22 protein-coding genes are annotated in these 23,629 nt (G+C 61.1%); 9 read left to right on the top strand and 13 right to left on the bottom strand.

Going from position 1 to position 23,629, the window contains the following annotated elements:
* Window positions 1–20: 20 nt before the first annotated feature.
* From R3E82_02640 to R3E82_02630, 3 genes are read right to left on the bottom strand one after another with little or no spacing between them, the layout of a single operon-like run.
* Window positions 21–1,292, bottom strand: coding sequence for an MFS transporter (locus R3E82_02640; GenBank protein MEZ5549766.1), 1,272 nt, complete (start codon window positions 1,290–1,292; stop codon window positions 21–23).
* 53 nt (window positions 1,293–1,345) lie between these two features.
* On the bottom strand, window positions 1,346–1,861 hold the full coding sequence (locus tag R3E82_02635; GenBank protein MEZ5549765.1) for a UGSC family (seleno)protein: 516 nt from the start codon (window positions 1,859–1,861) through the stop codon (window positions 1,346–1,348).
* Window positions 1,861–3,465: a redoxin family protein gene (locus tag R3E82_02630; GenBank protein MEZ5549764.1), complete on the bottom strand. Its 1,605-nt coding sequence runs from the start codon at window positions 3,463–3,465 to the stop codon at window positions 1,861–1,863. Before R3E82_02630 ends, R3E82_02635 begins: the two co-directional genes overlap by 1 nt.
* A gap of 106 nt (window positions 3,466–3,571) precedes the next feature.
* Here R3E82_02630 and R3E82_02625 point away from each other — a divergent pair, with 106 nt between their 5' ends.
* From R3E82_02625 to R3E82_02605, 5 genes are read left to right on the top strand one after another with little or no spacing between them, the layout of a single operon-like run.
* Window positions 3,572–4,669, top strand: coding sequence for a ResA-like WAxxUGC motif-containing protein (locus R3E82_02625; GenBank protein MEZ5549763.1), 1,098 nt, complete (start codon window positions 3,572–3,574; stop codon window positions 4,667–4,669).
* A 1-nt stretch (window position 4,670) separates the two neighbouring features.
* Window positions 4,671–5,504: a TauD/TfdA family dioxygenase gene (locus R3E82_02620; GenBank protein ID MEZ5549762.1), complete on the top strand. Its 834-nt coding sequence runs from the start codon at window positions 4,671–4,673 to the stop codon at window positions 5,502–5,504.
* A 12-nt stretch (window positions 5,505–5,516) separates the two neighbouring features.
* Window positions 5,517–6,479: a P1 family peptidase gene (locus R3E82_02615; protein ID MEZ5549761.1), complete on the top strand. Its 963-nt coding sequence runs from the start codon at window positions 5,517–5,519 to the stop codon at window positions 6,477–6,479.
* 9 nt (window positions 6,480–6,488) lie between these two features.
* Complete coding sequence (locus R3E82_02610) at window positions 6,489–7,769, top strand: acetylornithine deacetylase/succinyl-diaminopimelate desuccinylase family protein (protein ID MEZ5549760.1); 1,281 nt, start codon at window positions 6,489–6,491, stop codon at window positions 7,767–7,769.
* Entirely contained in the window at window positions 7,766–8,542 is a 777-nt protein-coding gene (locus R3E82_02605) for a glucose 1-dehydrogenase (GenBank protein MEZ5549759.1), read from the top strand. The genes R3E82_02610 and R3E82_02605 overlap by 4 nt, the downstream gene beginning before the upstream one ends.
* Window positions 8,543–8,598: 56 nt before the next feature.
* On the opposite strand, the gene R3E82_02600 is transcribed toward R3E82_02605, so the two are convergent.
* Together R3E82_02600 and R3E82_02595 are read right to left on the bottom strand one after the other, a co-directional pair.
* On the bottom strand, window positions 8,599–9,651 hold the full coding sequence (locus R3E82_02600) for a hypothetical protein (GenBank protein ID MEZ5549758.1): 1,053 nt from the start codon (window positions 9,649–9,651) through the stop codon (window positions 8,599–8,601).
* A complete protein-coding gene (locus R3E82_02595) occupies window positions 9,639–11,063 on the bottom strand; it encodes a hypothetical protein (GenBank protein ID MEZ5549757.1) in 1,425 nt (474 codons plus the stop codon). Before R3E82_02595 ends, R3E82_02600 begins: the two co-directional genes overlap by 13 nt.
* 111 nt (window positions 11,064–11,174) lie before the next feature.
* Between R3E82_02595 and R3E82_02590 the strand changes: the two genes are divergently transcribed.
* Window positions 11,175–12,215 (top strand): hypothetical protein, encoded by a 1,041-nt coding sequence (locus R3E82_02590; protein ID MEZ5549756.1) that lies wholly within the window; start codon window positions 11,175–11,177, stop codon window positions 12,213–12,215.
* Window positions 12,216–12,395: 180 nt separating this feature from the next.
* On the top strand, window positions 12,396–12,719 hold the full coding sequence (locus tag R3E82_02585; GenBank protein MEZ5549755.1) for a hypothetical protein: 324 nt from the start codon (window positions 12,396–12,398) through the stop codon (window positions 12,717–12,719).
* A gap of 3 nt (window positions 12,720–12,722) precedes the next feature.
* On the opposite strand, the gene R3E82_02580 is transcribed toward R3E82_02585, so the two are convergent.
* Together R3E82_02580 and R3E82_02575 are read right to left on the bottom strand one after the other, a co-directional pair.
* On the bottom strand, window positions 12,723–12,944 hold the full coding sequence (locus R3E82_02580; protein ID MEZ5549754.1) for a hypothetical protein: 222 nt from the start codon (window positions 12,942–12,944) through the stop codon (window positions 12,723–12,725).
* Window positions 12,945–13,263: 319 nt separating this feature from the next.
* The gene (locus R3E82_02575; protein ID MEZ5549753.1) at window positions 13,264–14,034 is read right to left on the bottom strand and encodes a 3-hydroxyacyl-CoA dehydrogenase family protein; all 771 of its coding nucleotides are present in this window, start codon (window positions 14,032–14,034) and stop codon (window positions 13,264–13,266) included.
* Between the two features lie 182 nt (window positions 14,035–14,216).
* On the opposite strand from R3E82_02575, the gene R3E82_02570 reads away from it, so the two are divergent.
* The gene (locus R3E82_02570) at window positions 14,217–15,155 is read left to right on the top strand and encodes a thioesterase family protein (protein MEZ5549752.1); all 939 of its coding nucleotides are present in this window, start codon (window positions 14,217–14,219) and stop codon (window positions 15,153–15,155) included.
* Here R3E82_02570 and R3E82_02565 read toward each other — a convergent pair whose 3' ends face one another.
* Both R3E82_02565 and R3E82_02560 read right to left on the bottom strand, forming a co-directional pair.
* Entirely contained in the window at window positions 15,156–16,049 is an 894-nt protein-coding gene (locus R3E82_02565) for a MaoC/PaaZ C-terminal domain-containing protein (protein ID MEZ5549751.1), read from the bottom strand. It abuts the gene before it with no gap.
* A 68-nt stretch (window positions 16,050–16,117) separates the two neighbouring features.
* Window positions 16,118–17,020 carry a polyphosphate kinase 2 family protein gene (locus R3E82_02560; protein ID MEZ5549750.1) on the bottom strand — a complete coding sequence of 301 codons (903 nt, stop codon included), beginning with the start codon at window positions 17,018–17,020 and terminating at the stop codon, window positions 16,118–16,120.
* Window positions 17,021–17,106: 86 nt separating this feature from the next.
* Between R3E82_02560 and R3E82_02555 the strand changes: the two genes are divergently transcribed.
* On the top strand, window positions 17,107–18,477 hold the full coding sequence (locus R3E82_02555) for a cytochrome P450 (protein ID MEZ5549749.1): 1,371 nt from the start codon (window positions 17,107–17,109) through the stop codon (window positions 18,475–18,477).
* A gap of 164 nt (window positions 18,478–18,641) precedes the next feature.
* On the opposite strand, the gene R3E82_02550 is transcribed toward R3E82_02555, so the two are convergent.
* From R3E82_02550 to R3E82_02535, 4 genes are all read right to left on the bottom strand, one after another.
* Window positions 18,642–19,991: a sodium-dependent transporter gene (locus R3E82_02550; protein ID MEZ5549748.1), complete on the bottom strand. Its 1,350-nt coding sequence runs from the start codon at window positions 19,989–19,991 to the stop codon at window positions 18,642–18,644.
* Between the two features lie 242 nt (window positions 19,992–20,233).
* Window positions 20,234–21,916 carry a carbon starvation protein A gene (locus tag R3E82_02545; protein ID MEZ5549747.1) on the bottom strand — a complete coding sequence of 561 codons (1,683 nt, stop codon included), beginning with the start codon at window positions 21,914–21,916 and terminating at the stop codon, window positions 20,234–20,236.
* A 79-nt stretch (window positions 21,917–21,995) separates the two neighbouring features.
* Entirely contained in the window at window positions 21,996–23,120 is a 1,125-nt protein-coding gene (locus R3E82_02540; GenBank protein MEZ5549746.1) for a nitronate monooxygenase, read from the bottom strand.
* A complete protein-coding gene (locus R3E82_02535) occupies window positions 23,117–23,557 on the bottom strand; it encodes a VOC family protein (protein ID MEZ5549745.1) in 441 nt (146 codons plus the stop codon). The genes R3E82_02540 and R3E82_02535 overlap by 4 nt, the downstream gene beginning before the upstream one ends.
* Between the last annotated feature and the right edge of the window lie 72 nt (window positions 23,558–23,629).

The following is a 23,629-nucleotide window of genomic DNA, read 5'->3' as shown; positions in this document are numbered from 1 at the left end:
TACGGGAAACGGGTCTCGTTTCAGCCTGAAAAGCTGCGCGGCGGTGGAATCAGCAGCAGCATCGCCCCGGAGAGAATGTTCAACACCGCCACCACGAGCAGCGCACCATCGTAGGCGCCTGACACATCATGAAAGTAGGAAACCGCCAGCGGCGCCCCCGCGCTGAGCAGCAGTGCGATCGGCATTCCCGCACTGCGCACCGCGCCGAGATAACGGCGACCGAAATAGCTTCCCCAGATGACTTCCTGCAGCGGGATCATCCCGCCCCAGCCCACTCCGAGCAGGAAAAACGCGCCGTACACGGCGGCCAGTGAACCCGATCCCACACTCCAGACGATCAGCAGCAGGGCGATACCCGTGCTGCTGGCACCCAGCGCGGCCAGGGGCTTGGCCGGGAGGCGATCGATGAAGTAGCCCCAGATCGGTTTCGACAGCATGGCGGGAATCGATGCAACGGTGATGGCCATAGCCGCCTCGGCTCTGCTGAAGCCGCTGTCTGTCAGGTAAGGCACCGTCTGCAGCAGCATCACCACGATGTTGATCGAAAACATCCCGAAAGCAATCACCAGCAGATAGAAGGCCGCGGTACGCAGTGCCTGAGCGCGCGTCATCGAACGGACAAAGTCATCCTGGGCGCGCTGGGCGAAGCCACCGGCAACCTGGGCGTCGGTCTTGCCATCCGGATGCCAGCCGTGATCCTCCGGCATCCGCCGCATCACCAGGGCCACCGGTACCACCAGCGCGATGGTGCCGATGGCCAGAGCCAGCCAGGTCGCCCGCCAGGCGATCACATCGATAGACCAGGTGACCAGCGGTGTCAGCACTACCCCTGCAAAGGAAATGCCCATCGCCGCCCAGGCAACCGCCTGACCGCGTTTCTCCACGAACCATTTGGCCAGAGTGACGTTCACCACCAGATTGCCGAGCATGGCGCCGCCGACCGTGACGAGCAGTCCATTGAGCACGATCCATTCGGTGAGGGTGGTGACCTGGGCATGCAGGGCCATCGCCAGTGCCATGACGGTGGCGCCGATCAGCATCAGCGGACGCGGACCGAAGCGATCCACGTAACTGCCGATGACAAAGCCGGTGATTCCCATCACCAGCTGCCCTATGGAGCGCGCCAGGGTGAACTCGGAACGGGTCCAGCCCAGTTCTTCAATCATGGGCAGCATGAAGGGGCCGAGCACGTAGCTGAATATACCCATGGCCACAAACTGGGATACGAATGCCGCCGCCACGATGCGATAGCCGTAGAAAGGTCGAGTGAGGCTGTCGGCGACAATCGCCATGTAGAAGCCGGCCTGGGAGACAGGCCGGCAATTAGAGCACAGATCCGGACGTGTCAGCTGAGCGCGCGGATTACCTCATCGATCACCGCATCCGCTTTTTCCTGCATCTCCGCATCCGTAGCATCCTGTATCGGGTGCGCCACGAATACGCAGTGCGCATCACTCATCCCCAGCGCGTCCGCCTGCACCTGGGCGGCTTCGCGGAACTCGGAACTGGCGATGGAAACCGCCGGCTTGCCCTGAATCTCAAACCATACCGTGTCATGCAAACTGCACGTGGTACAGGATCCTCAGTCGGCAAGCGCTTCCACAACGAAATCATTGTCCCGCGCGATCTCCCGGCGCAGTTCATCCGGGGCCGGTCTGGTGAAGGTCGGCTTCGCATAGCGCTGCACCCGGATACCGGGCAGGCGCTCGGAGAGTCTCGCTTCGAGCCGGTCGAGCAGCACGCTGCCCCGGGGTTTGGCAATATCCAGCAGTGCAAGCCGGCCACTGACGGTGCCGGTGCGCGGTGTGAGCTGCCGCGCTACCGGCCGTCGCTCATCCGTGGGATCCAGAATGATGGTCATCAGACCTCCTCGATTTTCTTCGATACGGGGATCGAACCAATGGCACCGGTGGCCCAGCCGTGGAACACGCCGGAGAATTTACCCGCACCCGCGCCCGCCACCACGATGTGGATGTCTTCGGGTCGCCGGAATTTTGGAATCGGACGCACCCGGGCTTCTGCATCCATCGCTTCGAACATGGCCCGCTTGAAGCCTACTGCGGACACCTCGTTCTCCACAAGTTCATGTACCGGGCGCGCGGTGACCGCCTGCATGCGCGTGCGCAGATCGGCCTTGCTGTAGTTGTCCCGCATCAGAGTGTTCACATGCTCCGGACACAGTACCAGCAGCACGTCCGTGGCAAAGTGGGCCTTCGGATGAAAGGCGCTCTCGGCACACAGCCCCAGTGAACCCGCAAGCTGCTCCGCGGATCGCGAATCCTGATCCACCGCCAGCACCGGCCCACTGGTCATGGTAAACACCGTCACCACCGAGTCTGTGGCCTCGAAGCCCCGCTCTACATGCAGCGGTGTCCAGGGATTGTGTGCTTCGTGTTCGGCGAAACACATGGTGAATTTCATCGGATTGCCCAGTGTGGAGCGCTCGGTACCGCCGGGACGGGCACCACCGACGTTGCGCACCAGCAGTCGCAGCGCCCGGCCAATGGTGGCATTGGCCCGATTTCCCTGGCCCAGCGCACCGAGCTGAAAGTTCATGCCGATCCGCTCCCGTACCGGACCGTTCACCACCAGCACCGGACTGGCACCCATGGTGGTCGCCATCACACCGTGGATGTTGTATTCCTCGGTCAGCACCGCCTCCGCCGCGGCGATGACAACGGGCAGATACTCGGGTCGGCATCCCGCCATCACTGCGTTGATCGCGATCTTCTCGATGGTGACTGCACCCATATTAGGGGGCATTTCACCAAGGCATTCCTGGGAATCCCGCCGGGTTCCCGACAGCATGCGCAGCACCCGCTCCGGGGTCGGCGGCACCAGGGGCAGGCCGTCGGAAAACCCCTGATCGAAGAGAAATTCGAACTCATCGTCAGCGGGTGCGATTTCCACCCGCCGGGCACGCAGTGGGCTGTTTTCTGATCGGGCACGGAGCTTTTCCGCGATGAGCGGATCCACCGAAAGACTGCCGCAGCCGGGTCGCCAGGCAGGCAGGGCGTCCCAGTCGATGTCCGGAGGCGGGCAATCCAGGCGTGCCACGAGGGTATCACTCAGACCCTTCCACTCTTCCCGCACCATGCCCACGAGTTGGGTTTCCAGCGATCCGTCAGCGGCGGCGAGGAACAGGCTCGGCACCGTGTCGATGTCGTAGGCGAAAGAAACATTGAGCTCGGAATCATCGAGCAGGGCGAAAGCCGGAGCGAAATCCACCGCAAGCTTGCGGTTGCCTTCGACGGTCTGACCGGCAATGTGGAAGTCCACCCGGTCACCGAAGGTGCGATTCAGAGTGTCGAGCAGCGGCATCACTTCCCGGCAGGTCGGACAATCCTCCTTCACAAAACACACTACCGCCGGGCGCCCCCTGGCGACCGAATCATCGATACCTCGAGGCTGTCCGGTGGAATCTGCCAGTGTAAAGCCAGGCAGGCGGTCCCCTTTCTGCAGCATCCCACGCCTCCCTTTCCCATAATGCAATTTGCAACCTAACCCAGTTACCATCCCCATTCCAGATGGGGGCGCCTGCGCCGTGTCTGTCGAACTTGAGGAGAGCGCGATGATCGTACGCACACCCACCGTCACCCGGGGTGCCTTCGAAGCCGCAACCGGCTGGCAGTTCAAGCCCGAAGGTGCCTGTAAGGGATCGGTCTGTATTCCACTGCACAGCCAGCCCGGGGACTCTTTCAATGCGATCGAAATGGCACAGACCCTCGGGCTGGCCGTCGCAGAAGATCCGGAACAGGGCCTCACGGCCATCGGCCCGGAGTCCGTCGGCAACCGGGCACTCACGAGCATCCAGGCCCCGGACCTGAATCTGCCGGATCTCAATGGCAATCCGTTTCCCCTGTCGAGTCTGCGCGGCCAGAAGGTTCTGGTGTACGCCTGGGCCCCCTACTGAGGCTGCTCGGCTCACCTGCCCGTGTGGCAGGCATTGCGCGACGAGCTGCACCCCCGGGGCTTTGAACTGGTCACCGTGGGTATGGACACTTTAGGCGCTGCAGGCTGCCGCGCCTTCATGGAGACGGCCAGACCCACCCATCCTGCGCTGATCGACCAGCACCATCTGCTGGCCACCGCACTCGGCGTGGTGAATATTCCGAGCAGTGTGTGGATCGATGAAGAAGGCCGCATCGTGCGTCCGGCGGAAGCCGCTCCGGCACCGCCGAGTGCGGCAGCCGGTCCCGGACCGAATCCACCCGCCACCATGCCGCAGCGGTTCATCGAGATGTTCACCGAAGCCCGCAGGATACCGGCGGACGCCAGGGGCTACCATGAGGCACTCAAGGACTGGGTCGCGAAAGGCAGCGCCAGTGTCTTTGCCCTGTCTGAGGATGAGGTCATCGCCCGCTCCCGACCCCGGGATAGCCTGGTCGCCCTCGGCCACGCCCATTTCGAACTTGCCACCGCACTGGAGCTCGACGGCCATCACGATGCCGCCATACGGCATTTCCGCGAAGCACATCGCCTGGTGCCGGACAGCTGGACGTTCCGCCGCCAGGCCTGGTCCCTGGAGCCCGGTGCGGAAGGCCCGCTGGCGCGTTTCTGGCAGGGACCGCGGGACGAAGCTCCTGAAGCCTGGCCCTACGAGGGTGACTGGCTGTCGGATGTGCGCGCAGTGGGCGCAGAGAACTACAACGAACCCTGGAGACCCTGATATGAGCTTTCAGACCTTCGAACTGAAAACCCTGACACCGCACATCGGCGCGGAGATACTTGGGGTGGATCTGGCCACACCGATGAGCAACGAGCAGTTCAGCGAGCTCTACCAGGCCTGGCTGGACTGGAAGGTGCTGGTATTCCGTGAGCAGCAGCTCGACGCCGAAGCGCACAAGGCTTTTGCCCGACGCTTCGGGAAACTGCACGTCCACCCGATGCAGCACAGCTACGGTGGTGACCCGGAAATACTGACGGTGAAGACCACGGAAAAATCCCGCTACACGGCGGGTGACGGCTGGCACACCGACGTGACCTGCGATGAAATCCCGCCGCTCGGTTCGATGCTGTATATGAAGGAGATCCCGGAGTGCGGTGGCGGCGACACCCTGTTTGCCGACATGTACCTGGCCTACGAGCTGCTCTCGGATACCCTCAAGGAAATGCTCACCGGCCTCACCGCCGTGCACGACGGCGCGCTCCCCTATCTCGGCAACTACAAGGTGGCACCGCCCGCCGACACCAGTTATCCGAAGAACGAACATCCGGTCATTGTCACCCACCCGGAAACCGGCCGGCGCCTGCTCTATGTGAACTCCGGATTTACCTCCCACATCCAGGGGCTGGCTCCCTGGGAAAGCCGCATGCTGCTGAAAGGCCTCACCGACTTCATAGCGACAACTCCGCGTCTTACCTGCCGGGTCCAGTGGCAACCAGGCACCCTGGCCTTCTGGGACAACCGCTGCACCCAGCACCACGCGGTGTGGGATTACTATCCCCACAGCCGCTACGGCGAACGGGTATCGATTGTGGGCGATCTGCGACCAGCCGCCTGACCGGGTCAGCACGTGTCTGCACCTGTCATGGAGCTGCCCATCGCCGGGCTGCTTGTCGGTCACAGCGAGGATCCTGAGGTACGCACAGGGACCACGGTCATCATTCCCGATGCACCCGCCATCGCCAGTGTGCATGTGGTGGGCGGCTCACCCGGCACCCGGGAAACCGATCTGCTTAACCCGCAGCAGATGGTGGAACGCGTTGACGCCATCGTGTTATCCGGCGGATCGGCATACGGGCTCGACGCGGCCAGCGGCGTGCAGGCCTGGCTGCGCGAACAGAATCGAGGCTTCCCGGTCGTCGATCTGCGCATCCCCATCGTGCCGGCGGCGATCCTCTTCGATCTCAACAATGGCGGCAACAAGGCCTGGGATCGCTATCCGCCTTACCGGGAGCTGGGATATCAGGCCGCCAGCCGTCTTTCGCGCCACACGGCAACGGGACGCGTCGGCTGCGGCTATGGCGCCACCACTGCAGCGGGACCGGGCGGACTCGGTGTGGCCTGGGAAACACTGGCCTGCGGCGCCACCGTGGTCAGCATCATGGCCGTGAACGCCGCGGGATCGCCGATGGTGGGAGCAACAGATCACTTCTGGGCGGCCGCCTTCGAGCAGAATGGGGAATTCGGCAACCGTGGCTACCCGACACCCTGGCCGGACAGTGCCACCGTGGTCCGCACCAAGGCCGGGCATTCTACTGCGGGCATGAACACCACCATCGGTGTGGTCATCACCGACGCGGTGATCAGCAAAGTCGAAGCGAAACAGATTGCGGTGATGGCACACGACGGCTTCGCCCGGGCTCTGTATCCGGTGCATTCTCCCGGCGACGGCGATCTGCTGTTTGTGTTGTCGACGGCCGCCGTGTCCCTGCACCGGGAGGCGCTCTCCCTGCTCACCCTGGGCACCGTCGCCGCCAACACAGTCTGCCGGGCGATCGCGCAGGGCGTGTATGCTGCATCGCTGCAGAAATAAGAAGTCGGAGTGAGTTTGAAGACAGACGCACTGCTGAGCCGCATCGAGGCAAACCGCGATGAACTGATCGAGCTGACCTGTGCACTGGTCAGAATCCCCACCACCAACCCGCCCGGTGCGAATTACGAAGAATGCGCCCGCTACCTGGGCGAACGCCTGCAGCGCAGCGGCTTCAGCCTCGAATACGTCAGAGCCGAAGGGACCCCGGGAGATTCCGATCGGTACCCCAGAATGAATCTGATCGCGCGACGCGAAGGCTCCCTCCCGGGGCCAACACTGCATTTCAATTCCCACATCGATGTAGTGGAACCCGGTCACGGCTGGACCCTCGATCCCTTTGCCGCGCTGGTGCGCGAAGGCCGCATCTACGGGCGCGGTACCTGCGACATGAAGGGTGGACTGGCGGCTTCGGTGATCGCGGCCGAAGCACTGATCGCCCAGTATCCGGACCTGCCCGGCACCCTGGAGGTGTCCGGAACCGCAGATGAGGAATCCGGGGGTTTTGGCGGGGTCGCCTACCTGGCAGAGCGCGGCTACTTCAGCTCACCCCGGGTCGACCATGTGATCATCCCGGAACCCCTCAACAAAGACAGAGTCTGTCTCGGCCACCGTGGTGTGTGGTGGGCGGAGATTGAAACCCGGGGCCGGATCGCACACGGCTCCATGCCCTTTCTCGGCGACTGTGCAGTGCGCCACATGGGTGCGGTGCTCGAGTCTTTCGAGTCGCAGCTCATTCCCCGTCTTGCGGCAAAACACTCACAGATGCCGGTGGTACCGGAAGGGGCGAGGTCCTCGACGCTGAACATCAATTCCCTGCACGGCGGCCAGGCGGAGACAGACGGACTGCCGTCGCCCATCGTGCCGGACTCCTGCCGGATGATCATCGACCGGCGCTTCCTCATCGAGGAAGACATCGCAGAGGTGAAGGCCGAAGTGGTTAATCTCCTCGATGGTCTGAAAACTTCCCGCAGTCAGTTCAACTATCAGCTCAAGGATCTTTTTGAAGTCATTCCTTCCATGACCGACGCTTCCGCGCCGGTAGCAAGTTCCGTCGCGGCGGCCATCCGCGAGGTGCTCGGAGCGCCCGCTCAGTTTGTGGTATCCCCCGGCACCTACGATCAGAAACACATCGATCGCATCGGCCTGCTGAAAGACTGCATCGCCTATGGACCGGGGATCCTGGAACTGGCGCATCAGCCCGACGAGTATGTGGAAATCGATGACATGGTGGACGCCGCCAAAGTCATGGCGCTGGCGGCGCTGCGGCTGCTCACCCGGGCAGCGCCATGAGCAATCCGCCGCGCAGCCCCGGAACGGGATCGGGAAGGCCAGTATCCGGACGCCTTACCGGTCGCATCGCCCTCGTCACCGGCGCCGGGTCCGGCTTCGGCGCGGGTATTGCGGAGCGATTCGCAGCGGAAGGGGCTGCCGTCTACGTCGCCGACATCAATCTGGAGGCCGCTACCCGTCAGGCTGCGCGAATCGGCGCGGTGGCCGTGCAACTGGACGTACGCGATGCCGCCAGCATCCGGGCGGCACTCGCCGAGATCGAGGCGCCGGACATCCTGGTGAACAACGCGGGCATCGGCCACGAACCCATGCCCCTCGAGTCGCTGTCCGACGATCATTTCGAGCAGCTTTTCGCCGTGAACATGAAATCTGTCTATCTGCTCGCAAAGCAGCTGGTACCGGCAATGAAACGCAGCGGCGGCGTGATTCTCAATATCGCCTCCACCGCAGCAGTGAGTCCGCGCCCGGGGTTGACCTGGTACAACGCCTCGAAAGGCTGGCTGGTGACGGCCACGAAGTCCATGGCGGTGGAACTCGCTCCCTTCGGAATCCGGGTCAATGCACTGAATCCGGTGGCGGGTGAGACACCGCTGCTGGCCACTTTCATGGGCGGCGATACCCCCGAGCACCGCGCCCGCTTTCTCGACAGCATCCCCCTGGGTCGCTTCTCCACACCCGCAGACATCGCCGGCGCCGCCTCTTTTCTGTGTTCAGACGACGCTTCGATGATCACCGGCGTGGCACTGGAGGTGGATGGTGGCCGTTGTGTCTGAGAAAGGGGATCAGCGGCTGGGGTGCGGGAGTCCGCCCCGCGCAGGATACATTGCCCTCAGTTCATCCGCTGCATGAAGTAACACAGACAATCCTGGCGCACGACGAAGGGGTCCGTGGTGTACATCGCGGGCACCACGGACTTACGCAGCCGGAGTTCCCCATTGCTTATTTCGAAATAGGCGGATGTGACATCCCGATGCTCGACATCGAGTACCCGCAGCAGTGAATCGACGGTCGCTTCACAGGTTCCAAATAGGGTGCCTGCCGACAGCTCGTGGAAATTGACCGCTTCGACACCCCCGGTGAGTATCAGCGGTGTTTTCTGTCTCTGTGTACCGGTTTTTTCGTTTGCGCCCTTCTCTGCACTGTCGCCGCTTTCGCCGGAGAAACTGAAACTGATTCCTTCCCGGATGTGCACCCGCGCCTCGGCACGGTACAGTTGCAGAGGATCGGATGTCCCGGCAGGCACGGACTGCAGCAGGCAGCACCGGTCAATGAAATCGTAAACCCGTTCGGCACAGCGACGGTCGCCCACAGGGCCCGTTTCCAGGGTGACCGAAGGACAACGTCCGGCAAATGCCCGCGTGAGCACGGTGTCCGGCTCCTCGACATACACCGCGTGGTCCGAAAACAGGAAGGCCAGCCCCAAGTTCGCCGGGTCGAGATCGGTCAGGACCGAATAGTAGGGGTTGTGTCCCGTGTTGTTGTGCAGATCGATGGCGGCGAACAGTACCCGGTCGGATAAAGCAGCCAGCACCGCAGCGGCAAGGGCACCACCCGGACCTTCCGCGTTGCGCCAGATCCGGTTGTAGTCCTGCCCGCCAGGCAGTACACGCACACCCTGCGCGGCAGCCTTGACGTTGCCGATAAAGAGAACGATCGATCGCGCTGGCCGGGGATTGTCCAGCAGATAGCGCCTCACCCCATCCCAGCCGCTGGTTTCATTGCCATGCAGCAGCACCGAGACGAACAGTGGCGGTTCGCATTTTCCCTCGATGAACAGCAGGCTCGACCTTCCGAGTGCGGCTTCGAGCGCCTGGGCTTCGCAATCGAGCAGACCTTCAGGGACTCCGGTGAGTATCTGTAACGGCAGGGTCAGATCTCCCATTCATGCACAGGGCGTCCGGCGTCCTGCCGGCTGCGGTACTCACACACAAGCGCATGCATATCGGCGCCATGCCGATGAACCCAGCGGCGCTGCCAGGCTGCTCCGTTCTGTCCGGATTCAACTCTCGCCGCAATCACATCCAGGTAGGTGCTGATCTCCTGCGCGGGGATGTTCCGGGATTCCAGCCCCCGGCGCGCGAGCGGCAGCAGATGGTCGGCCAGCAGGTGACGCATACCGATTTCCGTCTCACGCCCATCGATCACCCAGCACACCCTCGCTTCGAGACCATAGCGCGCGGCGGTATAGAAATTGTTTCTCGCCACCTCGAATGGCAGTACCGATTCAATCGGCTGGGCCTGCAGCCCGAGGCCGCGGACCAGTCCAAAATACAGAGCCGCATTGGCAATGCTGTCTCTGATCGTCGGGCCCGCAGCAACCACCCGGTGCTCGATCCGCAGATGCACCTGACCATCGAAATCAAAACCGATCAGGGGTCGATTCCAGCGCCACAGAGTGCCATTGTGGAATCGCAAATGGCTGAACTTGTGCACCGGGTCTTCTTTTACCGCCGGAATCAGAATCGGATGATCGCGCTGGTTTTCCTCGAAGATTTCCATGAGGGAGTCGCGCACGTAGCCAGTGCCGAAGTCCACTCTGGCCGGATAACGCTCACCGACATTCACTGCCTGTTCGAACAGCGGAATGCGGGTCTCCTCCCAGAGATGGTGTCCAAACAGAAAAGGTGAGTTGGCACCAGCCGCCACCGTTGGCGCAGATGCGACCATCGATGCATTGAAATCTCTCACCGCCCGCGCAGGCTTACATTGCAGGTGGAGCTGGAAAGATGTCGCCGCCGCTTCGAGCATCACATCGAGGTGGGTGGTGTGCAGCGCGCTCTGTCCCTCGATGTGCACCTCCAGGGGTTTACCATCCCGTAGCGCCATGATCCGGTCATTGAGAGAGTGATAGCGCACCATCCTCGACATGAACTCCGAGGTGAGCATGGACTCTCTGACAGTTGGCAGAATGCCGATGGTGACAAGGTGACAACCGGTTTTTTTCGCAACCCGGCGACAGGCACCCCAGGTCGCTGCGAGCTCGTCTTCCAGTCGGGTGAAGACCCTGCCGGTGAGAGCCGAGGGACTGCCATTGAGTTCCACGTTGAAGGCGGCAAGTTCCGGCACGACCAGAGGATTGGCGAGAGCGGTCAGATAGGTGTCGTTCTCCGGGAGGGGATCTCCCGCATCATCCACCAGCCAGGCTTCGAGTTCGAAGCCCGCCACGTCACCTCGCCCGCTGAACAGATCCGCATCGAACAGCTGGCGAAGCTGTTCCGTTTCGGCATCCAGACGGGCGCGAAACGCGCTGAAGTCTTCAGCGTCAAAGTAGCGCCTTTCAATTTCATCCCCCATCTTTGCAACTCATCGGAAATCGGGTCTCCAGGGAAATCGTGCACGCTGAAAGCGTCGACGGACTTTACAAACTTAGGGATTGAGTGTCATCTACGGGGACAGTGAATTCGTTTGAAAGAAAGTGAAGCACAAGCCGTGACCATCGACAGCAGCATCAACCGGCTCCCGCAGATCTGGCTGCTGCGCCTGATTCCCGCCATGCCATATGGCAGATGGTGGGCGGCCTTTACGCTCTTCGTCGGGTCGCTGGGAATCCACTTTGCTGCGGCCCGGCTGGGCGGCCTCGATGAATGGTTCGGCAGACAGGCCAACTTCGTGCTGTTCTTCAGCACCATCATCGCCTACATCATTCCGGTCTATCATCTGATCATCGAACGGACCCGACTCGCGCTGCGCCAGCTCACTCCCCTGCTCAATGCTGAAATCGAGCAGGTTGCGCTCTGGGAGGACGCGCTCGCGACCCGACCTCCGCGCTGGACGTTTATCGTGCTGCTGATCTCGGTCACTCTGGGCATCCTGCACAACTGGCTGCTCTGGGATTCCGGATTGGGCATGACCCGGGCGCTGAAACAGCCCGATCTGCTTGCAACCATCATCAGTTCGAGCTTCATCTGGATTGTGATGACCTTCGTGATCGCATCACTGATCTCAAATGCACTGCTGTTCAACCGTCTCAGCAAACGCGTGCATCTCGACCTGCTGAATACCCGCGCACTGACACCTTTCGCGAGTGTGGCTGTCAGCTCGACACTCGCCATCATTGGCGCTCAGGCTGCGTTTCCCATCCTGATTTTTGCCGGAGAGATGAATCCTCTGGCCTTCGTGCCCGGCCTTTTTGCTACCGGTATTCCCATGCTGCTGCTGTTTTTCTGGCCCATATGGCCCGTGCACCGGCTCCTGCATCACCGCAAGCGCCGGGAGCTCGAAAGGGTGGATGGCGAGATCGCCCGTTCGCCACGGCCCGAATTGAATGACCAGCAGGGCTTGAGCGAACTCAACAGCAAACTCAACTATCGGCGGGAGATCGAAGCGGTCTCGGAGTGGCCGTTCGACAGCAGCGCGGTATCCCGACTGCTGCTCTATCTGATCATTCCACCCCTGACCTGGGTGGGTGCTGCTCTGATCGAAATCCTCGTTGATTCGGCGCTGTAGAAACGCTCAGATCAGGTCTCGACGTCTTCGGAAGGAATCAACGCCGCGGGTTCCAGTCTGTCCCGGCGACCCTGTCTGCCCATGTAACTGCGAACAGGTTCTCGATTCCGGCTGCCACCGGCAGACAGTGGCGATCCACCTGCTAGGCTCTTGTTCGGACTCACCCAGCGCGGGACGCGGATGTCGGGAGAAACTCAGGCAGTCGAAGACTATCTCCGGGCCAGTCGGGATGCGGGATCCTGGCGGACGCCCGCTCCGGAACAGGGCCAGCTGCTGCGCAAGTCTTTCGCTCAGCAACTGGCCCGCTCGGCCACTCAGAGCATCGACGATCGGCGCAAGCGCGCTGTCGTCAAAGCGGAAGTTTATGGCCATCTGGTGCCCCTGCTCGATCGGCACTGGCAGGAAATCCGCGACCTGCACCGGTTCTACCGCAAGCTGCTGACCGGACTCGGCGCAGGTCTCACCCTGTCGCTCATGCTGCTCGCATTCCTGCTTGCGGGCTGAGCGTCAGGCTGCCAGGCGATCCGCCGGGGTTTCGGCCCCGGCTTTCACAATCGGCTCGTCGCGAGCCTCGAGGGTCAGCTGATGGCTGAACGCACTCGGATCCAGCATGGAAAAGGCACGGGCAACTTCCATGGCCCAGCGCTTACCGCGCTCGATATTCACCGCGATCACCACAGCGTATGCCACGGTTGCCAGCAGGGTGAGAAAAGCAACTAAGTATTCCATGTCATTTCTCCTTTTTATCGATACACCCCGCATCCTGTGCGGTGCCGATCGCCGGGAAGAAAACGTGCTTCTGGAATTTCTAAAAGGGCGTTGTCTTTCCGGCGCTCGCACCGGATAACAACGATGCGGGTCGCTAACGTACAGCCGTCGTCCACACCCGGTGGGGTGCGAACGATGAATTTCCAATAAATTGCATGGCTGAGCGTTTCATAGGGCGCGGGATACTACGCCTATTGAGCGGTTTTGCAAGGGGAATTTCTCCAGTCGCCAAACGGGCCACATTTTCGCGGACACAACTGCGCCCGGAGTGCGCAGGCTGCTATTTCCAGCCGCTGCGCGCACTGGGTCCCTGGGGAAAGGGACCAGCCGGCCAGCGGAAACCCAGGGTCATCGCCAGATTGACATCTTCCTTTGTGCCGACGCCCTCCTCGATGATTTTCAACGCCTCCTTCCGCACCGCAGCCATGATGCGATTGCCGATGAAGCCGGTGTCGCCGGGCACATCCTTCAACACGATGGGGGTTTTACCCCAGCTCTCGCTCAGGTCGACGATGAGATCCACCACTTCCTGGCTGGTTTCGCTGGTCCGGGTGACTTCGACCAGCTTCATGATGTTGGCCGGACTGAACAGATGCATGCCGATGAACCGGTCCGGGCGTTTGGTGACCGCGGCCAGGTCCGCGATGGTGAACATGGAGGTATTGCTGGCGAAGACCGCCTCCTTCTTTACCACCGCATCCATTTCCGCCCAGACCTTGAGTTTCAGCGGTTTGTTCTCGATCGCGCCATCCGCACCGCCACCAATCGCTTCGATGATGAGGTCGCAGTCCTTGAGATCGTTCACGTCGGTGGTGAACTCCAGCAATGACATGGCCTTGTCCAGATCGGCCTGGGTCATCTTGCCCATCTCGACCGCCTTGTTGAAGCCGAACCGGCCATTGAGAATGACGTCTTTCGACTTCGCGCAGATTTCATCGGTCAGATCCCGGATGATGACCTTCTTGCCTGCAAGAATGGCGCACTGTGCGATACCCCCGCCCATGATGCCTGCCCCGAGAATCCCGATACTGTGGATGTCTGCCAGTTTCACGTCCGTTCTCCTGAGATGTGTTGCCCCGATTGTAATCTTTCGGCGAGGGTCCTGACGACGGCTGTGCCGGCAGGGGCCGGATGGAGTAGCATTGCCGCGCCGGGGGAGTGCGCTTTCCCACTGCACGGTCGTGCCTGAGCAGAACGCGATAAGGGCCCCATCAGAGACACTTAGAGATCAGCATGCAACTGCTAGACGAAGCCCCGGTACTGGACAGCGAGATCGATTCACTCGGGCACATGAACGTGCGCTATTACCTGACCCGGGTGGACCGGGCCAGCCGTGCCCTGCTGGCTGCGGTGGGACTTGCCTCCGACAGTGCAGCGGGAGCCGTCATTCGCCGTTACGACACCTACAGCCGCTTTCACAGGGAGCAGTTTGCGGGAGCCACACTCAGCGTCGCCGGTGGCGTCCTCGACATCCAGGCCGATTTCGCGCGCTGTTTCTTTGAGATACGCAACCCGGCCCGGGAGGAGATCGCCGCGACTTTCATCACTGCGAGCACCCTGATCGACACCACCAGCCAGCGACGCCTGAGTTTTCCCGCAGCACTGGCTGGTGTGAACGAAAAATATGGCGTACGCCTGCCGGACTATGGCACACCCCGCTCGCTGTCTCTGGATCCACCCCGCACGGATGTCACCCTGGATATGCTCAGTGCCCGGGTCAGTGAAGAGCCCGCTGCCGGAATGATGAGCGGCCGACGCGAAACAACCGTGAATGCTCAGGACTGCGACCAGAACGGTCGGCTGCGGGAAGACGTGGATCTGATGTTCATCATGCACCGGCCACAATCCGGTGAGAGTACCCCGTCCTTCGGACCGCCTGTGATGAGAACGGACAACGGCCATCGCTTCAGCTGGGCAATGATCGAGACCCGCGCTCTGGTCCTCGGACGACCCCGGAGCGGGCAGCGACTGGTTTCGATCGGAGCGGACATCGCACACGGTGAGCGCTGGCGCCAGTCCAGACGCTGGGCATTTGTGGTCGAGACCGGAGAACTCGTTGGCGTCAACGACACAGTCGGCATCGCGCTCGATCTCGACGAGCGGCGGTCCATCCCGATTCCAGGCACCATCCGGGAAACCATCGAGCGGACCTGGCTGCCCGACCTCGCCTGATCAGCTCAGCCGACCGCAGACCACGCCGTTGCTGATCGCCGGCTGGCCCTGAGCGTTCAGCGTGCGGAACAGGATGCGCTTCCGGGAATCGACGATTTCTTCGGCAAGTGCTTCGACTCTGATGACAGAGTTCATCAGCACCATGCCCCGCAGCTGACCACACAGCCGGGTGATCCGGGTGGCATCCCCTTCAAAGTAGTGATCGATGATCGCAGTCAATGACATGGCCTTGGTCGCGCTGCCGTGAAGGATGATGTCCGGCAGCCCGGCGGCCCGCGCAACGCTGGGTTCGGTATGAATGGGATTGTAGATCTGCGCACACTCCGTGTACTGCTGTGCCGCGTGCAGGGCTATCGGCACATCGGTATGCCACAGGGGCTCATCAGACACCGCAGAAAATGCCACCTGCACCGGCTCCTCAGCCACCACCACATCTGCTCCTTCGAGGGTGGCACCCCGGGTAATGCCGTTGTAGTCCAGCTCTGCCACGAGTTCGCCATCACTGGCCGTCATCCTGTAGCGCTCCACGTTGTACACCCCCGGCCGCAACTGTCGCTTCTGAATCATGCGACCCTGGGTGGTGATCGCCTCACCGGCCTTAAAGGGCCTGTGGATCCGCAGATCGGTGGAAGCGTGCACGCCAAAAGGTGCAGCCCGCAGGTTGAGCTTCTGATCCGGGCGAAAACGGCTGGCCCACTGCAGTGAGAAACTGATACAGGGATGGACAGCCAGCCCTCCCTCTCTCAGGTCATCGAAGTATGCCGGGTTGGCATCGTTGATGGCCGCTGCGTAGGCCATCGTAGTGCGACTGTCGAGCAGCGTGGTTCTCGCAATGGTGTAGAGGCCGACATCCGCGGTGCTCAACACGCCAGGACCCTTACCTTCATCTGCCACTGCCTTGCTCCTCTGCCAACCTCGATGGCTTCTCAACCCGCAATCACGATGCCACTGGTTCGCCCATGCTACAGGGTATCCAGCAGCGCTCGCGCATCCTTGAATCCGGCTTTCGTTGCATCGTCCACTTCCGGATAGCTCAGACCCAGAGTGTGCAGTCTGCCCACCACCACCGATGCGACCAGCAGTCGGGTGAACCACTTTTTATCGGCCGGTATCACGAACCAGGGTGCCCAGGCGGTGGACGTATTGCGGATCATTTCTTCGTAGAGCAGCGTGTAATCGTCCCAGTAGCGCCGGGATTCGATATCGGCCGGGGAAAATTTCCAGTGTTTTTCGGGGTGTTCGAGGCGTTCAATAAAGCGCTGCTTCTGTTCCTCCTTCGAAACATTCAGGAAGAATTTGACCACCAGCACGCCATTGCGGGTGAGGTAGCGCTCGAAATTGTTGATGTCTTCGAATCGGTCCCGCCACACGCTCTCGGTGATCAGACTGTCCGGCAGCTTCTGAGCACGCAGCAGTTCTTCCCGCAGGCGCACAATCAGGACTTCTTCGTAATAGGAGCGATTAAATATGCCGATGTCACCGCGACCCGGGATATGCCGGTGGTAGCGCCAGAGATAATCGTGGTCCAGTACCTCCGGACCCGGATGTTTGAACGACGTCACCTGACATCCCTGGGGATTGATGCCGGTCATTACATGTTTGATGGTACTGTCTTTGCCGGCTGCGTCCCGGGCCTGGAAAATCAGCAGCAGCGACCAGCGCTCCCGGGCCGCCAGCATCGCCTGCTGTTCGGCCATCCAGTCAATACTTTTCGCGAGAAGATCCTTCGCATCCTCCTTGAGGTCTGAATCCATCATCCCGGTGCCTCCGGGATCATGCTGAGTCAGCCGGAAGGCCGCGGGCGCCTCGATCCGGAAGGGTGCGACAAAGTCCTCAATCGCGGTGGGATCATCGATCTTGACCATCGTTTTCCTGTACCGATCACTATGTAGCGACTGGATAGCAGCTATAATGGGCCGAAGTTTTTCATTCGAATCTGGAGACTGCAACCATGGCTGAAGAACAGCAGACAACCGGGGGATCGGCCAATACCCCCGACAACACTGCCGGCGACACGGCACAGGAACGGATGAAGCGATCGAATACCGAGATCTGGAAAGAGTGGGCGATCGACGTCGATCGGGATCCCCAGTCCATCCCTCTGGCCAAGCTCAATCCCGCACATCCGAGTCTGTTCGAAGCGCACACGATGATGCCCTACTTCGAACGACTGCGTGCGGAATCACCTGTGAACTACTGCGAAGAAAGTCAGTTCGGTCCTTACTGGTCGATCACAGCCTATGACGACATCAAGTATGTGGATTCGCATCATGAGCTGTTCTCCTCCGACTCCCGCATGGGCGGCATCCGTCTGGGCGGTCAGGTGATGCTCGATCAGGAACCCGATCCGACCTTCCACCTGCCGATGTTCATCATGGAAGACCCGCCGAAACATGACGAGCAGCGCAAGGTCGTGGCACCCATGTTCGCCCCCCGGCATCTGGCCGACTTCGAGCCGCTGATCCGTGAACGCGCCGGTCGAATACTCGACGGCCTGCCGCGCAACGAGACCTTCAACTGGGTGGAAAAGGTATCGAAAGAGCTGACCGGCCAGATGCTGGCCACCCTGTTCGGCGTGCCCCAGGAAGACCGCCACAAGATCATTTACTGGTCTGATTGCGTTGAGAATCTGAGTAACCCCGAGTTCTTCAGCTCGGTCGAAGAGGGCTTTCAGGAACTGTGGCGCTGCTGGCAGTACTTCGATGCGGTCTGGAAGGAGCGGGCAGCCGGTCCGCCGCGGGATGACGATCTGATCTCCATGCTGGTGCACGGCGAGTCCACCAAAGACATGCCGCCCAACGAGTATCTCGGCAATATCCTGCTGCTGATCGTCGGGGGAAACGATACGACCCGCAATTCAATCAGCGGTGGTGTGCTCGCCCTGAACCAGAATCCTGATCAGTACGAGAAGCTCACCAGCAATCCGGATCTGATTCCCAATATGGTCTCAGAAATCATCCGCTGGCAGTCCCCGGTGGCACATATGTGCCGCACCGCCATGGAAGACACGGAGATCCGTGGGCGGAAGATCCGCAAACACGACCGGCTGGTGATGTGGTACATATCCGGTAACCGGGATGACAAGGCCTTCGATCGACCCGACGAGTTCCTGATCGACCGGCAGGATGCCCGCAAGCATCTGTCATTCGGTTTCGGCATCCACCGCTGTCTCGGGAATCGACTCGGCGAGATGCAGCTGCGCATCATCTGGGAAGAAATTCTGAAGCGCTTCCCTAAAGTTGAGGTGGTCGGTAAGCCGAAGTATCTGAAATCCAGCTTTATTCACGGGATTGTCGATCTGCCGGTGCGGCTGCCTGGCTGACGTTCATCGCGCTGAAGGCCAGACTTTCCAGAAGTCGGGCCCGGCAGCGCGGACTGACCTCACACAACACCGGGAAAGATGCAGGAAGAGGAACTGTCGCGCAGCCGGAGGCTTTCGCCGGCAGGCGTACGCGCCACAGTTCCTCTCCCAGACCCGGATCCGGGTTAACCGCCCAACCCCGTAATCAGAATGAGCAGCAACGCCGGTGGTACCAGGTAGCGAATGGCCACGTGCCAGAAGCGGAACATCGCCGGACTGGCCATTGCCAGTTCGGCCCTGGTTGTCTCCCGGCGCACATACCAGCCGGCAAACCAGGCGATCAGCAGACCGCCGACGGGCAGCATGATCTGGTTCGAAACGTAATCCAGAATCCCATTGAGGTCCCGCCCGAAGACCTGCCATTCGGAAATCACATTGTAGGAAAGCACACTCACCACACTCAGCGCGGCGACAGAACAGATGGTGAAAAGCGCGCTCTTGTGCCGGGAGAAACCTCTGTGTTCCTCGACCCAGGAGACGATCGGTTCGATCAGACCGACCATGGAGGTGATTGCCCCAACCGCAAGGAGCAGAAAAAACAATACCGACACCAGATGCCCGCCCGGCATCTGCGCGAAGGCAACCGGCAGCGTCTGAAACACCAGCCCTGCGCCGCCGGAAGGATCCAGACCGAATTTGAACACCGCAGGGAACACGACCAGTCCGGCAACCAGTGCCACCATCGTGTCAGCCGAGACAACAATAAGTACGCTGCGGGTGATCGACACGTGCTTTGGCAGATAAGCGCCGAAGGTCATCATCCCCGCCATCGCCACGCCCACCGAGAAAAATGCCTGGCCGATCGCCGCGAGCACCATCCCCGCTGTCACCTTGCTGAAATCCGGTCGAAACAGGTAGTCGGCGGCTGCACCGAAACCTCCGGCATAAACGTTGTAACAGGCCAGCAGCACCAGCAGGGCAAACAGCATCGGCATCAGCACCCGAACCGCCCGCTCGATGCCATTGCGCACACCTGCGTAGATGATCCAGCCGGTAAACAGCAGCCCGAGCGCCGTCCAGCCGATCATCCCGGACACATCCGCGAGCAGCGCGTCGAAACGGTTCTGGGAACTCACCGCATCGACACCCGCAAACCCGGTCTGCAGCGCGACAAACAGGTAGTAGAGCACCCAGCCTGCCACCACACAGTAGACCACCTCCACCACAAAGGCCGTCAGCAGGGTGAGTCCACCGACCCAGCGCCACTGCGGGCTGCGTCCTTCCGCGATCGCGACAGCCTGCATGGAGGCTGAGGGACTCATCCCGCCCCGTCGACCAATCAGAATTTCCGCCATGAGGATAGGTGCTCCGATGCAGAACACACACAGCAGATACACCACGATGAAGGCCCCGCCACCGTTCTCACCGGTGACGTAGGGAAACCGCCAGATGTTGCCCAGGCCCACGGCAAAGCCGATCGCCGCCATGAGAAAACCGAAACTTGAGGACCATTGCTCGTGAGTGGCGCTCTTCATGGTCAAGCGTTCATCTCCGGATACTTACAGGTCGGGAAAAATCTGGACAGCCAGATGCTCAGGGTGCGCAGTTGCGCGAAAAAAAGGGTAAGGGTGCCGGGCTGCGCGGAAAAAAGAAAGCGCGCGGCACTGCCTGCATCTCTGGCAGCGCAGTACCGGCGCGAATTGCTTCCCCCCAGAAGCAGGTCAATTTAACGCCTGCGCAGGGTCGCTGACAAGGGTCAGAATCGGCAGCATCTCAATCAGGAAGACGCTGCCTGTACTCCACTGCCCTTTCTGTGCCGCACAATGACCGAACTGGCTTCCAGCATCACCAGCAGGCTGGTGACCAGTACCACCACATCGAGCCCGACTAGCAGCCAGTTGCCGTCCTGCCAGAACTGCACAAGGGTGACAAGGCCGGCCAGGAACGACATGGTCAACACAAACACCATGGGAATCATCGTATAGATCACCGGCCGACCCATCTTGATCAGCATCACGCTCAGCACCAGCAGGGTCATGCCAGCCAGGATCTGATTGGTCGAGCCAAACAGGGGCCAGATGATCAGACCACCAGTACCGGATGCACCCCCGGCACCAAACGCAAGCAGCAGACAGGCACCCACCGCGATCAGTGTGGCCACCACACCCTGGTTCAACCAGGGCAGTCCATAGATGACACCCCACTCCTGAATGATATAGCGCTGCAGACGCACACCCGAGTCCATGGTGGTACCCGCAAAAAGCACGACCATGGTGGCAAGCAGTGTCTGCGCAACTTCAGCAGGAATTCCCCAGCCGGCATCAATGAGGTTCGCGCCACCAGTGATGAAGGATCCCGCACCGGCGGTACCGAACTCATCGTAGATCTGATGCCAGGCCTCTGGCGTCGTGGCCAGCGCAACACCGCTGACCGTCACTATGGTGATCAGCGCCAGAGAACCTTCACCTACCGCACCAAGATAGCCCACGAAGCGGGCGTCCGTCTCCTTGTCAAGCTGCTTGGAACTGGTACCGGAAGCCACGATACCGTGAAAGCCGGATATCGCACCGCAGGCGATAGTTACAAACAGCAATGGAATGATGGACGGTGAACTCGCTGAGAGCTGATCATTGAACGCGGGAGCGGAGATATCCGGCAGAAACAGAAACACCGCCCCGTAAAGCAGAATCAGACCAACAACGAGCTGCATGCCGTTGATGAAATCCCGGGGCTGCAGCAGCATCCAGACCGGCAGCATGGATGCGATCGCGGCGTAGATGAAAAGGATGATGATCCAGTTGGCCTGGGGGGTGAGGCCAAGCATGTCCGGCAGTTCGAGTGGAATATAGCTGCCCGCATAGACGGAAAGGTACAAAACGATGACACCACTGATACTCAGCGCGATGAGATTGAACTTCCGGTGCACGAGCTGACCGATGACAAGTGCCACCACGATCGCGGCCCAGGCCGGAAAGACCGCGCTCGGAGAGCTTACAAAGGCGTTGGCAATGACCACGCCGAACACCGCGTTGACCATGAGCAGCAGCAGAAAGGTCACGACCATGAACAGGGAGCGGGTACGCTTGCCGATGACTGTCTCGGACAGTGCGCCGATGGATTTCGCTTTGTGCCGATTACTCGCCCAGAGCGCGCCGAAGTCATGGATGCCGGCGAAAAAGATCGTACCCAGCACTACCCAGAGCACCGCAGGCACCCAGCCCCAGTAGACGGCGATGGCAGGGCCGACGATGGGGGCCGCTCCTGCTACCGAAGTGAAGTGATGACCCCAGAGAACGTATTTGTTGGTGGGAACAAAATCGGCGCCGTCGTTGAATTCGTGCGCCGGGGTGACGAAATCCGGATCCAGCTGAAAGATCCGTCGGGCGATGAAACGGGAATACACAAACCAGCCGAAAGCCATCCCGGCGATGCCGAGCAATACGATGAGAACCGAGTCCATGAGCCAACCCTTTTAGCGGATGGCCGACTATAACAGGCGCTGTTGCGGGGCGACCATGGCACTGCGATGCAGAGCCGGATCAGTCGCCGGAGGCAATCTCCCGCAGCAGCGCCTCAACATGATCCGACAGCTGGCGCACCAGATCGCCGGCCCCCATGTCACGACCGGGTTGGTGTCCGAGTGGCGCACCCTGGCCTGACCACAGCGGAGAAAACTCGCCCGAGTCCCTGCCTTCCGCCGCCGCACGCAGGGGTGCCATGGCGGCGCCAGCATGGGGAAAGGCTGGTGCGTCAACATTCAACGGCCCCAGCTCCCGCACCGCCCGATTGCGCAGACTGCGGGCCGGCCGGCCAGTAAACACATTGGTCAGAACGGTGTCATCCGCGCGAGCCGCGTCCAGCGCCGCTCTGTGCAACTTCGAGATCCGCGCCTCCTGTGTAAAAAGAAATGCTGTGCCAATCTGCACACCGCTCGCACCGAGCATCATGACCGCCGCTATCCCGCGGCCGTCCCCAATCCCGCCAGCCGCGATCACCGGCACACGCACTGCATCACAGATCTGCGGGACCAGCGCCAGCGTGCCTGGCTGAGACGCCACAGCCGACGTCAGACCCCCGGCCTCTTCCGACACCAGAAACATGCCCCGGTGCCCGCCGGCTTCCGCGCCTTGCGCGATGACTGCGTCTGCCCCCTGCGCCTCGAGCCAGCACGCTTCAGCGACTGTGGTGGCGGACCCGAGCACCACACAGCCGGCCGCCTTCACGCTTGCCAGCAGCTCAGGTGCCGGGAGACCGAAATGGAAACTCACCACCTCCGGACGCAACGCTTCCACCAGTTCACAGGATGTCGCATCGAAGGGCACGCGTGCCGGACCCGGAGGGGGTGCGTGCGCAGACAGACCGAACTCTTCATAGAGCGATTGCAGGCGCCTGGTCCAGCGTACCTGCTGCTGTGAATCTGCCTCGATGGGTGTGTGACAGAAAAAATTAAGGTTCAGCGGCCGGTCCGTTGCCGCTCTTACCGACGCGACCTCAGCGCGGATCGCTTCGGGTTTCAGCATCGCACAGGGCAGCGAACCAAGACCACCCGCCCTGCTCACGGCAATGGCCAGCGCTGCATCGCTCGCACCGGCCATCGGCGCCTGCACAATAGGCACCTCGACCCCAAGCAGGGTCGCGAGTCGACTGTCAGGCCATCTTGTCAAAGTTCCAACGGCAGCACTTGGGCAACCCGTTGCGGCTCCTTACGCCATACATCCGACGTATCGACATAGAGCTCAATACCATTGCCGTCGGGATCGGCGAAGTAGAGCGACTGGGTCACTTCATGATCCACAGGATTAGGCGTGATCCCCGCGGCTTCGAGTTTCGCCTTGGCCTCGCGCAGTTCATCCAGGGTGGTGCCGATATTGAAAGCGACATGGTCGAGACCCGGGCGCGCATCGCTGGGTTCGCTGCCATCGCCGCTCACCTGCATCACGGCGAAATCGTGGTGATCGCCCAGCGAGAAGAATGCCATCTTCATGCCGTTCTCATCGAATCGTGCACAGATCGGCAAGCCGAGTATGCCATTGTAAAAGCGTTCCGCGCGATCACGATCTGTCACGCGCACCACCACATGGCCTAAGGATTTGATTTTCATATGCCGGTCTCCTCCTTTGTCACCGGACTATGCGCTTTGGGTGCATCGATTTTCAAGGCTTCCCACCCCGGG

This window comes from Pseudomonadales bacterium, from assembly GCA_041395945.1.
In the GTDB taxonomy this organism is placed as follows: Bacteria; Pseudomonadota; Gammaproteobacteria; order Pseudomonadales; family Azotimanducaceae; genus SZUA-309.
Note: the sequence above shows the minus strand (reverse complement) of the source record. Positions and strands in the feature narration are given on the sequence as shown.

What these genes read in the sequence shown, in the direction of transcription:
- R3E82_02640 (MEZ5549766.1), bottom strand. Translation starts at nt 1,292, where the DNA reads ATGGCGATTGTCGCCGACAGCCTCACTCGACCTTTCTACGGCTATCGC.
- R3E82_02630 (MEZ5549764.1), bottom strand. Translation starts at nt 3,465, where the DNA reads ATGCTGCAGAAAGGGGACCGCCTGCCTGGCTTTACACTGGCAGATTCC.
- R3E82_02620 (MEZ5549762.1), top strand. Translation starts at nt 4,671, where the DNA reads ATGAGCTTTCAGACCTTCGAACTGAAAACCCTGACACCGCACATCGGC.
- R3E82_02605 (MEZ5549759.1), top strand. Translation starts at nt 7,766, where the DNA reads ATGAGCAATCCGCCGCGCAGCCCCGGAACGGGATCGGGAAGGCCAGTA.
- R3E82_02600 (MEZ5549758.1), bottom strand. Translation starts at nt 9,651, where the DNA reads ATGGGAGATCTGACCCTGCCGTTACAGATACTCACCGGAGTCCCTGAA.
- R3E82_02595 (MEZ5549757.1), bottom strand. Translation starts at nt 11,063, where the DNA reads ATGGGGGATGAAATTGAAAGGCGCTACTTTGACGCTGAAGACTTCAGC.
- R3E82_02585 (MEZ5549755.1), top strand. Translation starts at nt 12,396, where the DNA reads ATGTCGGGAGAAACTCAGGCAGTCGAAGACTATCTCCGGGCCAGTCGG.
- R3E82_02580 (MEZ5549754.1), bottom strand. Translation starts at nt 12,944, where the DNA reads ATGGAATACTTAGTTGCTTTTCTCACCCTGCTGGCAACCGTGGCATAC.
- R3E82_02570 (MEZ5549752.1), top strand. Translation starts at nt 14,217, where the DNA reads ATGCAACTGCTAGACGAAGCCCCGGTACTGGACAGCGAGATCGATTCA.
- R3E82_02560 (MEZ5549750.1), bottom strand. Translation starts at nt 17,020, where the DNA reads ATGGTCAAGATCGATGATCCCACCGCGATTGAGGACTTTGTCGCACCC.
- R3E82_02555 (MEZ5549749.1), top strand. Translation starts at nt 17,107, where the DNA reads ATGGCTGAAGAACAGCAGACAACCGGGGGATCGGCCAATACCCCCGAC.
- R3E82_02550 (MEZ5549748.1), bottom strand. Translation starts at nt 19,991, where the DNA reads ATGAAGAGCGCCACTCACGAGCAATGGTCCTCAAGTTTCGGTTTTCTC.
- R3E82_02545 (MEZ5549747.1), bottom strand. Translation starts at nt 21,916, where the DNA reads ATGGACTCGGTTCTCATCGTATTGCTCGGCATCGCCGGGATGGCTTTC.
- R3E82_02535 (MEZ5549745.1), bottom strand. Translation starts at nt 23,557, where the DNA reads ATGAAAATCAAATCCTTAGGCCATGTGGTGGTGCGCGTGACAGATCGT.